Annotated in this window: 11 protein-coding genes; 1 reads left to right on the top strand and 10 read right to left on the bottom strand. The window is 48.0% G+C overall.

Annotation, left to right across the window (positions count from 1 at the left end; all coding sequences use genetic code 11):
• The first annotated feature begins 209 nt into the window (after nt 1-209).
• On the top strand, nt 210-1,553 hold the full coding sequence (gene xseA, locus Q0852_RS06945) for an exodeoxyribonuclease VII large subunit (RefSeq protein ID WP_299016353.1): 1,344 nt from the start codon (nt 210-212) through the stop codon (nt 1,551-1,553).
• Between the two features lie 132 nt (nt 1,554-1,685).
• Here the strand turns inward: xseA and Q0852_RS06940 are convergent, their stop codons facing one another.
• From Q0852_RS06940 to pilW, 10 genes are all read right to left on the bottom strand, one after another.
• A complete protein-coding gene (locus Q0852_RS06940; protein WP_299015799.1) occupies nt 1,686-2,228 on the bottom strand; it encodes a hypothetical protein in 543 nt (180 codons plus the stop codon).
• Nucleotides 2,229-2,700: 472 nt separating this feature from the next.
• On the bottom strand, nt 2,701-2,928 hold the full coding sequence (locus Q0852_RS06935) for a zinc ribbon domain-containing protein (RefSeq protein ID WP_299015796.1): 228 nt from the start codon (nt 2,926-2,928) through the stop codon (nt 2,701-2,703).
• A 514-nt stretch (nt 2,929-3,442) separates the two neighbouring features.
• Nucleotides 3,443-4,318: an alanyl-tRNA editing protein gene (locus Q0852_RS06930; RefSeq protein WP_299015793.1), complete on the bottom strand. Its 876-nt coding sequence runs from the start codon at nt 4,316-4,318 to the stop codon at nt 3,443-3,445.
• Nucleotides 4,319-4,441: 123 nt separating this feature from the next.
• The gene (gene der / locus Q0852_RS06925; RefSeq protein WP_299015790.1) at nt 4,442-5,932 is read right to left on the bottom strand and encodes a ribosome biogenesis GTPase Der; all 1,491 of its coding nucleotides are present in this window, start codon (nt 5,930-5,932) and stop codon (nt 4,442-4,444) included.
• Nucleotides 5,933-6,114: 182 nt separating this feature from the next.
• On the bottom strand, nt 6,115-7,272 hold the full coding sequence (bamB, locus tag Q0852_RS06920; protein ID WP_299015787.1) for an outer membrane protein assembly factor BamB: 1,158 nt from the start codon (nt 7,270-7,272) through the stop codon (nt 6,115-6,117).
• A gap of 12 nt (nt 7,273-7,284) precedes the next feature.
• Complete coding sequence (locus Q0852_RS06915; RefSeq protein ID WP_299015784.1) at nt 7,285-7,896, bottom strand: YfgM family protein; 612 nt, start codon at nt 7,894-7,896, stop codon at nt 7,285-7,287.
• A gap of 13 nt (nt 7,897-7,909) precedes the next feature.
• The gene (gene hisS / locus Q0852_RS06910; RefSeq protein ID WP_299015782.1) at nt 7,910-9,178 is read right to left on the bottom strand and encodes a histidine--tRNA ligase; all 1,269 of its coding nucleotides are present in this window, start codon (nt 9,176-9,178) and stop codon (nt 7,910-7,912) included.
• A gap of 103 nt (nt 9,179-9,281) precedes the next feature.
• The gene (gene ispG / locus Q0852_RS06905) at nt 9,282-10,397 is read right to left on the bottom strand and encodes a flavodoxin-dependent (E)-4-hydroxy-3-methylbut-2-enyl-diphosphate synthase (RefSeq protein WP_299015780.1); all 1,116 of its coding nucleotides are present in this window, start codon (nt 10,395-10,397) and stop codon (nt 9,282-9,284) included.
• 14 nt (nt 10,398-10,411) lie between these two features.
• A complete protein-coding gene (rodZ, locus tag Q0852_RS06900) occupies nt 10,412-11,389 on the bottom strand; it encodes a cytoskeleton protein RodZ (protein ID WP_299015777.1) in 978 nt (325 codons plus the stop codon).
• Nucleotides 11,379-12,134, bottom strand: a complete 756-nt coding sequence (gene pilW / locus Q0852_RS06895; RefSeq protein ID WP_299015774.1) for a type IV pilus biogenesis/stability protein PilW — start codon at nt 12,132-12,134, stop codon at nt 11,379-11,381. Before pilW ends, rodZ begins: the two co-directional genes overlap by 11 nt.
• Nucleotides 12,135-12,165 lie beyond the last annotated feature (31 nt).

Here is a 12,165-nt window from a genome sequence, read left to right as displayed (position 1 = left end):
TATACGTAGGGTGCAATCGTTTGGCTAGTAATTTTTAAAATTTTTTTATTGACATTTTTTTGTTGATCTGTAATATATTTCGGTTAAGTTTCCGGTGTTGCGGTCTTTCAATTACGGTCAAGATCTGTCCATAGATCTGCCTGGTGATTTTTCGTTACATTTCCGTACACTACTTAACCTCTCTACAGCAGGTGTCCAGCCTCGTGACCATGTTTGCCCAACAAACTCAATCTAACGATCGCATCTATACAGTTTCCAGCCTTAATGCCCAAGTTCGCCTTATCCTTGAAAACGAAATGGGTGTCGTCTGGCTGGTCGGTGAACTGTCTAATCTATCGATGCCGGTGTCCGGCCACTGGTACTTCACCCTTAAAGATTCTCGGGCTCAGGTTAAGTGTGCCATGTTCCGCGGTAACAATCGTCGGGTAACATTCAAGCCGAGTAACGGTACTCAGGTTCTGGTCAAAGCCCGCCTATCGCTGTATGAACCGCGCGGTGACTACCAGCTGATCATCGAGAGCATGCAGCCGGAAGGCGACGGCCGACTCCAGCAACAATTTGAACAGCTAAAAATGTCGCTGGCAGCCGAAGGGCTGTTTGCTCAGTCGCTGAAAAAACCGTTGCCGGAACAGCCTAACTGTGTCGGTATCATTACCTCAAAAACCGGTGCTGCCCTGCACGATATTCTGAACGTACTTCAACGCCGAGACCCCGGCCTGCCTGTCGTTATCTATCCGACTATGGTGCAGGGAGAAGGCGCTGCGATCTCGATTGCTCAGGCTATCGGCCGGGCTAATGCCCGCCAGGAATGTGATGTCCTGATTGTCGGCCGTGGCGGTGGCTCGCTGGAAGATTTGTGGGCCTTCAACGAAGAAATTGTGGCCCGCACTATTACTGCCAGCCAGATCCCAATTGTCAGTGCCGTCGGCCATGAGGTTGATGTCACCATTGCCGATTTTGTTGCTGATGTTCGGGCCCCGACACCGTCTGCAGCTGCGGAGCTGATCAGCCGGGACATGACGCACCAGACCCAGAAAATCAACCAGAAGACCCAGCAGCTTCGCCATGCGATACGCCACTATCTCTCCGGACAGCAGGCAAGAATCATCAACCTCCAGCACAGGTTGGATCGTCAGCATCCGCAGGTTCGGCTTAATCAGCAACAACAGCTGCTGGATGAGCTTTCGAGCCGGATGGAACGGGCAATGCGCCAACTGATAAGTGGCCACCAGCAACATATCAGCCATGCCGAATACAAACTGGCTTTGCACTCTCCGGTACACCTGCTCCAGCAACAAAGTAGCTGTCTGGAACAAACCAAACACCGCCTGCTGGATGCCATGGATCGCCGCCTGCTTAATGCAAACCATAAACTGGCATTGGCTGCAGAAAAGCTGGAGACTGTCAGCCCGTTGGCTACCTTGGGACGCGGCTACTCCATCACCCAAGATGCCAAAGGCAAGGTCATCCGCAAAGCCGCGCAGGTAAAGTCTGGCGACACCCTGCACACCACGGTTGCAGACGGAGAAATTCGTTCAGTAGTCCAAGAATAAACGCAGGAATAAGATTCAGGGACAGGCACAAAATATCCTTGGAGACATTAAAAACGCCACATCGAAATGTGGCGTTTTTTATTGTCTTTTTTTGTCCTTAACACGCAACAATATCTATAATCATGATTGCTATCACGCTACCTCATCTACCAGCATACAGGCGTCAATCAAACGCCGAGTATAAGCTTGCTGTGGCGCTTCGAAAATCTGATCTGCGGTGCCCCGCTCCACCACTTCCCCTTTTTGCATCACGATAACTTCATCTGAAATAGCCCGGATAACCGAGAGATCATGGCTGATAAAGAGGTAAGCAATATTGTGCCACTGCTGAATATCTTTCAGAAGCTCAAGCACAGTCTGCTGCACTGAACGGCCGAGCGCTGATGTCTCGTCCATTACCGCTTTACGAGTAACCTTACGGTGACACATTACGGCTTCGGCAACCTGCTCCCCCACCGGAATATACGGATTAAACGATGTCATCGGCTCTTGAAGGATCATCGCTATCCAATCACCGCGAACACTTCGGAGCGCTTTTTCCGCCATACTGAGCAATTCCTGCTGTTGGGACTGAATGGAGCTTGACGGATCGACAATCGCATTCGAGGGCAGCAGCCCCATAATGCTACTAGATGATACCGACTTACCAGAACCGGATTCCCCGACCAAAGCCAATGTCTTTCTTTTTCAAGATAAAAAGAAATCCCTTTCACCGCATAAACGGTTTCATCTTCCATCCGGAAAGAAACGGAGAGGTTATCTACTTGCAACAATAGTGATCTTGATGTCATGCCAATATCCCTATTAGTCATCGAACAATATTATGATAATCATTATCAATGAAATACCGTGATTACTTTCGATTTACCACTTTTAATACCAAACTGAACAATAATCTGATCCAATCAGAACGTTTTCAGACGCTTGAGAACAACCTAAATTGATGAAGATATAGTGGCCTCTACATCAAAGCAATTTTGGGCCATTATCGAGCGACTGAAACGCTCCCGAAGGGGGAGTTTAAAAGCAGGAATAAAGGCTGGTGTGGGAACAAAACAGAGAACAAAAAAGAAATGAGTTAATAGAAAAGGAATTTGCTAATTGAAAGCGGAAAGCTGAGCTTTCCGCAAAATGAGATAAAAGACAGTTACTTCACCGCTTCAAAAGTAATTTTGACCCGAGACTTGGATTTCAGCTCATTACAGCTATTACAAAAATAGCTCGCCGCTCCACAGGCCTGCAGCTTTTCCAGTTCACTGTCGCACTCCGGACAAAACGCCCGTTTCTTCACCGGGTGCTGGCAAGTCTCACAATAATACTGACCATCTTTCCAATCCAGGTCATTCTGACAATCCGGGCAAATATTATCGCTCATGTTTATCCCTTAAAACTTATTTAATACCTACAGGGAACAGTATAAACCCGATACTCTTTCCTATAACCATTACGGATGATCATCGATCATTCACAGTACTAAAGCAACAAAATACACAGATCGCAAAAAGATCAATTCTATCCATTAATTCTTAGGACGCTTGATCGTTCGTAAATCTGTTGATCAACTTTAAAAGCCATCGTGATCAGCGATCAGGTACCAAAAGAATATTTATCAATACACATCCCGAAAGCATAAGTTACATATTCTGCATTTGGATTTTAAATAGAGTTTTATTCTTACACTTCCCTTGGAAACCCAAAGATCAAGTACAAAACAAATCAAATCAAATCAAATCAAATCAAACAGAATAGCATTCCAAAGTGATATTTTTTATAATTGTTACTGATAACAAAGCTTATAACACCGAACTGACAGAGATAAATTACAGAAACCAGCTTTTTGAAAGATATAAAAAAATCGCCATATCGGGCGATTTTTTCTCAAAAGCGAATTAAGCACTGGTCTTCGTCAGCATAATGAGTTCCTGATCACTCACTAACTGAAATTCCACTTCGAGCTTACCGTATTCTGCTAAAGAATTGATATGTGTGCCACCACAAGGGATCTCCACCAGGCAATCCTCCAATTCACATTGCCAGTAACGGCTGTCAGTCAGCGCCTTGCCTTCGCGATGCATGGTCACAACAGTCCCCTGTTGTCGCCAGATTTCCAACTGCTGATTCACCCTATGTGCCACCACTGCATCAAGCTGTTCAATAAGATCGGCGCTGTTCAGCCCACGTTTGCGCAGCGTCTTACCCAGACGATACGTATCGGTGCTGCAATCTTCACTCACCCGGCTTTCTGTCTGGGCATAACTGTGGAAATCATAATGCCCCATTTCATCTTTACGCGAGGCATCCTTACGCCAAAAGTCATGGTGCAAGACCTTATTCAGCGCCAGAGAAGACAAATGACCGCCACTATGTGCACGGCTCAATGCCTGCTGATAAGCTTGATCCACCTTAAGCTCTACTTCAGTACCAGCCGATAATGCCAATTCATGCTCAATATGATGAACAACAACAAACACCCAGCCCGGTTCATTGCGTTTAACCGGAATATAAGCATCAACATACAATGCTTTCGTTTCCAGCTCTACAGCACCGGTATAACAACCGACTACCTTATAGCTGGTTCCGTCAACCATAACCTCGCCACGATCCGCTGGATGATCCGGCCAGATATGGCTGACCGGATGAAACGGCGTCTGAGTGGTGACTAACCAGCTTCCGCCAGAGGCTGCCGGAACGCACAACTGGATCTCGGCTACTGTCTGCCATTGTGGCTCGGTAAATAATACGTCGGTTGGAGTTACTGCAGACATGGACTTTCCTTTGACTATAGATAATTACGACATTTTATACTGTCTGTAAGAGATAAAAAAACCCAGCCTTTTAGGCTGGGTTTTTTCGATAAAAGCCAGTGACATCATCACCTGATGCTTATCTTATTTATCTCGGTTCTTCAGTGCACTTGTCAGACGCTTGCGTTGACGCTCCTGAGAGATAGTCAGCTTCTGCTTCTTACTTTCAAATGGGTTCTCGCTGCTCTGGAACTGAATACGGATCGGTGTCCCCATCATTTCCAGTGACTTGCGGTAATAATTCATCAAGTAACGCTTGTACGAACCAGGTAGCTCATTAACCAAGTTACCGTGAACCACGATAATCGGCGGGTTATAACCACCGGCGTGCGCATACTTCAGTTTCACACGGCGACCACGAACCATTGGCGGCTGGTGGTCATCTTGTGCCATCTGCATAATACGAGTCAGCATTGAAGTACTGATACGCTTGGTCGCCGATTGGTAAGCTTCCTGTACAGACTCATAAAGGTGACCAACACCGGTACCGTGCAGTGCCGAAATAAAGTGGATACGGGCAAAATCAACAAAACCAAGACGACGGTCAAGTTCAGACTTAACACGCTCTTTCACTTCGTTATCCAGACCATCCCACTTGTTAACCGCAATAACCAGTGAACGACCGGCATTCAAGGCAAAGCCCAGCAGACTCAAATCCTGATCCGAAATATTTTCACGAGCATCGATAACCAGCAGAACTACGTTAGCATCTTCAACAGCTTTCAGCGTCTGGATCACCGAGAACTTCTCGACAGCTTCGTGCATGTTCTTACGACGACGGATACCCGCGGTGTCAATCAGAACATACTCCTGGCCATCACGCTCCATCGGAATATAGATAGAGTCACGAGTTGTACCCGGCATATCGTAAACCACAACCCGTTCTTCACCGAGGATACGGTTAGTCAGAGTCGATTTACCCACATTCGGGCGGCCAATGATCGCCAACTTGATCGGCTGCTCTTGCAAGCGCTTATACGCAGCTTCAGCATCCGCCTCAGACAAGTTCGCATTTTCAATATCTTCAACCGAAGTCAGATCTTCAATGCTTGGCTCTTCACCTTCTTCCGTGCCTTTCAAAGACTCAGCAAAAGGAGCCAGCGCACGTTCCATCAGGGCCGTCACACCACGGTTCTGCGCCGCTGCAATTTGGTACATCGCATCAACACCTAACTGCCAGAACTCGGCACAGGCACTGTCGGCATCAATACCATCGATCTTGTTCACAACCAGGAATGTCGGCTTTTCACGGCTTCGAAGATGCTTAGCAATCGCTTCATCTGCTACAGTCAGGCCTGCACGGCCATCAACCAGGAACAGTACAACATCAGCTTCTTCAATAGCAGCCAATGACTGTTCGGCCATCTTGGTTTCAACACCATCTTCGGTACCGTCGATACCACCGGTATCGATAACAATAAATTCGTGCTCTTCAAGCTCAGCTTTACCGTACTTACGATCCCTTGTTAGGCCAGGAAAATCAGCAACCAGCGCATCCCTTGTACGGGTAAGACGGTTGAATAACGTCGATTTACCCACGTTCGGGCGCCCGACAAGGGCAACAACAGGAATCATAACTACCTCTTACTTTTCATAGTCTTAATGACATACTCTTCCATTCATTCTTGCCTCCAGCAGCCATTTTGCTCCCTTCATCCGACAATAATATAAGGAATGGATATAACAATAACGGCTCCTGACTGTATAACACAGCAGGAGCCGACAAAATTTTATACGGCGGGCATTATACCGACAATTTACGGCATTTGCATTTTGTTAATACGTCCATCACGTGTCACGACCAGATAACCGTCGTTTAGCGGCAGCGGAGAAATAGAAATGCCACTATCATCTATTGCCTGCTGGGCTACAAAATCACCGGTAGCCGAATCAAGCCAGTGAAGGTAACCTTCACTGTCACCAACCACCACATAACCGTTCAGCACAGAAGGTGCGCTTAGCAGACGGTATTCCAGACTCCGATTCTGCCAGAGCTCAGTACCGCTACGGATATCAACCGCAACCACATGGTCTTTATCTGTGATCAAATATAGCTGACTGCCGTCAATCACAAAGTCTGACGCCGACGAATAACTGCGTTTCCAGGCTGCTTGACCAGTACGTAGCTCGATTGATACCAGGTTACCGTTATAACTAATAGCATACAAACGCTCGCCGGCAATCACCGGTGTAGCATCAACATCAACCAGCCGATCAATTTCTGTTGCCCCTTTCGGCGTACCGATAGGCTGCTGCCATAGCATCTGACCATTATTCATCAGAGCGCCGGCGAGACGGCCGTTGGCCTGTCCCCAGAAAATACCACCGGAAATCGAGACCGGAGAGCTGTCTCCACGTAGAGTCAACGTCGGCACTTCACTGCTCAGCTGCCACTTAGGCTCACCACTGTCAGCATCTAGCGCCTGCAAGATTCCACGGCTGGTATTAACTACTACCAGCCCTTCATCAACTAACGGCTTGGAAAGAACTTCACCTTCCACTTTCGTCCGCCAGGCAACCTCACCGGTTTCTTCATCCAAAGCAATTACTTCAGCATTTTCTGAACCAATAAACACCTTGCCGTAAGACAGTGAAATCCCACCAGCCAGCTTAGCGCTAACCTCGCCTTCCAGATCCTGCTCCCAGATCGCCTTACCGTTTTCCGGATCCAGCGCCTTAACAAGACCATTTCGATCAGCAGCAAAAATCTTTCCATAGCCCACAGCCGGAGAAAGCTTGGAGAAATAGTGCCCGACGCCGTCACCAATACTTTGGGACCAACTCTTTGCCGGAACAAAAGAACTCTCAACCTTCGGCAGCGGTGCCATCTGGATGGTATCTTCTTCGCCTGCACAGCCGGCTAAAATGCCGACTGCCAGTGCTACGGATACGGCCTGCTTTAACACCTTCTGCATACGTATCAACCTTTACTGCGCCAGATCATCAAGTTTGATCTGCAGTGCAGGCGATGCGCCCAACTGCTGAGCTTTCACGTAAGATTCACGTGCCGCAATACTATCGCCTTTTTGCAACAATACATCACCACGCAGCTCAGCAACCTTGGCCTGCCAACTCTCAGCTGCCACCTTATCCAGTTCAGCCAGAGCTTCATCAAACTTCTGCTGCTCAGCATAGATACGCGCCAGGCGTGTCTGCGCAATAGGTAGAATTGCAACGTCCTGGGTATTACCGATTGCCCAGCTCAGCTGCTCAACAGCTGCATCCAGATCACCGGCCTGCACCTGTACTTTTGCCAGCTGAAGGGCTGCCAGTACTGAATATTGGCTGCTTTCATGAGCAGTAATGAAAGCCTGAACATCAGCCACTGCATCAACGTTGCCACTTTCCAGGCTGTTAATTACCTGAGTGTAGGCATCAGATGCCTGCTCCTTGGCTGCCTGTACTTCCGACTGGTAATAACGCCAGCCATACAGACTGCCCAGACCAATCACAGCGCCCAGAACAACGGCCTTACCGTTTTCTTTCCACCAAGCTTTAATCTGTTCAACCTGTTGCTCTTCTGTGATGTTGCCGTCCACGTCCTGTCCTCTCTTAAATCAATTCTGCAAGCTTCGCTGCTACGTCTTCCTGTGCCATGGTAGTTTGCTCACCACCACGTAGATCTTTTACAACCACAGTGTTTTCAGCGATTTCATTTTCACCAAGAACTAGCGCAATTGCAGCGCCAACGTTGTCGGCACGTTTAAACTGTTTCTTGAAGTTACCACCACCGAAGTGGCTCATTACGCGCAAGCCAGCAACTTCTTCACGAAGTTTTTCTGCCAACTTCATACCGGCCATCATGGTACCTTCACCGGCTGTAACCATGTAAACATCAACCGGACGACGTACTTCTGTCAGCTCCAGGGTTTCCATCATCAGAACTAAACGTTCAAGACCCATTGCGAAACCAACTGCAGGTGTCGCCTTGCCACCTAGCTGCTCAACCAGACCGTCATAACGGCCACCGCCACACACGGTACCCTGGGCACCCAGGCTTTCAGTAATCCACTCAAAAACAGTACGGTTATAATAATCTAAACCACGCACAAGACGTTCATTTACCTGGTATTCGATACCAGCAGCGTCTAATAGTTCACATAAACCGGCAAAATGTTGCTTGGATTCTTCGTCCAGGTACTCAGACAACTTAGGTGCATCAACCAAAATTTCTTGCACTGCCGCATTTTTAGTATCCAGAACGCGAAGCGGGTTGGTGTGCATACGGCGCTTGCAATCTTCATCAAGAATATCGATATGCTGCTCTAAGAAGGCAATCAGCGCTTCACGGTAGTTTGCGCGTGCTTCCAGTGAACCGATAGAGTTCAGCTCCAAGCGTACATGCTTATCGATTCCCAACTTACGCCACATACGAGCAGTCATCATGATCAACTCAGCATCAACATCCGGACCATTCAGACCAAAAACTTCAACACCAAACTGGTGAAACTGACGGTAACGGCCTTTCTGAGGGCGTTCGTGACGGAACATAGGGCCGGTATACCACAGGCGCTGCTCCTGGTTGTAAAGAAGACCGTTCTGGATACCAGCACGCACACAGCCAGCCGTACCTTCCGGACGCAAAGTCAGGCTGTCACCGTTACGGTCATCAAATGTATACATTTCCTTTTCAACGACATCCGTCACTTCACCGATCGCACGACTAAACAAATGCGTCGACTCGACGATCGGCATACGGACTTCACTGTAGCCGTAAGCGCTAACTACTTGTTTAATGGTACCTTCCACTTTTTGCCAAAGAGGAGATTGCGATGGTAGGCAGTCGTTCATGCCTCGAATTGCTTGAATTTGTTTCGCCACGTTTGTTCTCGTTAACCGATGGGGGAATTGAGTCGAATATATAGGTTATAAAGGAAATAGTGAACCGCGCCCCAATTTTCAGGGCGTGATTCAGAATATTTCGCTATTTTTCCGTTACATCAATGCGGTTATTGGCATCCAGCATTGATGCTTTTGCACGGATTTTGGTTTCTAGCTGCTCGATCACGTTATCGTTGTCGAAGCGCTCTTTCTGACGAACACCGTCTTCATAAAAAGCACTTTTACGATTACCGCCAGCTATACCAAGATGAGATACTTCTGCTTCACCCGGGCCGTTAACCACACAACCAATCACAGAAACATCCATAGGGATCGTAATATCTTCCAGACGCTGCTCCAGCTCATTGACTGTACCAATCACATCAAACTCCTGACGTGAACAAGTTGGGCAAGCAATGAAGTTGATACCACGGGAGCGGATACGCAGAGATTTCAGGATATCAAAACCCACTTTGATCTCTTCAATCGGATCTGCCGCCAATGAAACACGCAAAGTATCACCGATACCTTCAGCCAGTAGCATACCAAGGCCAACGGCTGATTTCACCGCACCGGCACGGGCTCCGCCCGCTTCAGTAATACCCAAATGTAGCGGCTGTTTGATCTGTTGAGCCAGCTTACGATAAGAATCTACCGCCAGGAACACATCAGAAGCCTTCACGCTCACCTTGAACTGGTCAAAATTCATACGATCCAGAATATCGACATGACGCATAGCCGATTCAACCAGAGCGTCCGGCGTTGGCTCACCATATTTCTGCTGGATATCTTTCTCCAGCGATCCGCCGTTCACACCAATACGAATTGGAATGTTTTTGTCGCGGGCACAATCAACAACGGCACGAATACGATCTTCACGCCCAATATTGCCCGGGTTGATACGCAGACAGTCAACACCGTACTCGGCCACTTTCAGTGCGATACGGTAGTCAAAGTGAATATCCGCCACCAGCGGTACACTCACCTGCTGCTTGATTTGCTTGAATGCTTCGGCAGCATCCATTGTCGGTACCGATACACGAACGATATCAGCTCCAACATTTTCCAATGATTTAATCTGCGCAACAGTCGCTTCGACATCAGTCGTACGCGTATTGGTCATCGACTGAACAGCAATCGGCGCGCCATCACCAATCGGTACATTACCGACATAGATACGTGTAGACTGGCGACGTTTAATTGGAGACTCGTTATGCATTACACTTTCTCTGTTTACTGCGGCAGCTTCAACCGTGCTACTTTACCAACCGGATACCCGCTGAGATCAACCGGTTCACCTTTATAGCTAATTTTAACAACACCAGGTGCACCTAGCACGACTTTAAACGGTGCCGCTCCATCTAAATTCAGCACATCACCAGGCTTTTTGATCCCGGACTCCAATCGCTTACCATTGGCATCGCGGATATCCACCCAGCAATCTCCGCTGAAAGTCAGCTGTAGGGCTGTCTCAACCGTTGCTGGTACCACCGGCTCACTCACCGCTGGTTGGTCTAAAGTTTCAGTATTGTCTGTCACCTCTAGCGCGGGTTGCTCTGCTTCAGGTGAACGGCTAAAACTATTATCAAAGTTGATAGTCGATTCAGCTGACTCCGGTACAGGTAGTTTCGGCTCTACAGAGCCTTCTGTCGACTCTTCAGCAATCGAAACCGATCCCTCCGCAGCTGCGCTAATATCAGCCGCAGTTAACTCGCTGTCGTCAGTACCTGCCAGCGACTCATCCAATGGTTGAATCTGCTGCTCACCGGTTGTAAGTGAATCAGTCTCCGGCTCCATTTGCAGGCTTTGCCACCACCAGACACCAGTCAGGCCTACAAAGATTATCGCCAGAACCCAAGTCAGGCTCATAATCCGGCTATCATGAGCCTCACGCTTAGTGCGGCGCGAAAAGCTCTGCATCTCTTGTGCCTGGGGCTGGGCCTGACCCAGCAGATCCAGCTTCGCCAGTACAACGGCTGCATCCAGGCCGACAAATTTGGCATATGAACGCACATAGCCACGTGTAAACGTGGCCAGTTGTGCTTCTTCGAATTTATTTTCTTCGATGTCATTTATCACCGTGAGGCGGAGCCTCAAACGGCTGGCAATATCCTTTTGTGAATAACCAAGCTCTTCACGTGCCTGGCGAAGCATATCCCCCGGACGAATGACTTCTTCTGTTGATCGCTCTTCGTTCTGTTCAGTATTCATTGGCTAGATATTTTTTATATAGCTGCGATTCCGGAAACTGCTCCTTTAACAGGGCTGCATACTTCTCAACCTGTGTAGGACGTCCGGCTTGATTTTCAAGTCGGATAAGCAGCCAAAGGCTATCAGCCTTATATCCGTAACGCTTATTAAACTTAGATAGCATGACGCGCGCATCTTTCAAGTTCTGAGAATCGATTTCCAGCTGCGCCAACTGTAACATTGATTTCGGCCGGTAAGGGTCATAGGCCAAGGCTTTCTCAAAATATCCCAGTGCTTTCTCCGTATCACCACTTTTCAGGCTACAAAGCCCGGCATTTTCATAACTGGCCGAAGTCAGGTAATAATAGGGTTGCTTTATGGCTTTCTCGAAGGAGGCGATGGCTTCATTGTAGCGCTCCTGCCTACACAAGAATACACCATAGTTATTCCGAACATCGCCATTTTTTGGCGAATCACGCAAAGCCTGCTTGTACATGGCTTCAGCCTGTTTTGGTTCATCAACCCGTTGATAATAATACGCCATCGCGTTCTGTGCACGATAATAATCCGGCGCGTACTTGAGCGCTAGCTCTAGGTTATCACGGGCTCGCTGCCATTGCCCGGATTCTAGGTAATTAAGGCCAAGAGAAATCCTGGCCTCAGAAGCTTCAATATTATCAAATTCTTTTTTATTGCCCGCTTCATCAACAGTTACACAACCAATCAATAAGCTACACAATAATGGGTACACCGTCCACCGCACCATACTTACCCCACATCCATGCACGATTAAATAA

The sequence above is a fragment of the uncultured Photobacterium sp. genome (assembly GCF_947502415.1).
Lineage (GTDB): Bacteria > Pseudomonadota > Gammaproteobacteria > Enterobacterales > Vibrionaceae > Photobacterium.
This window is presented reverse-complemented; position numbering and strand designations above follow the sequence as displayed.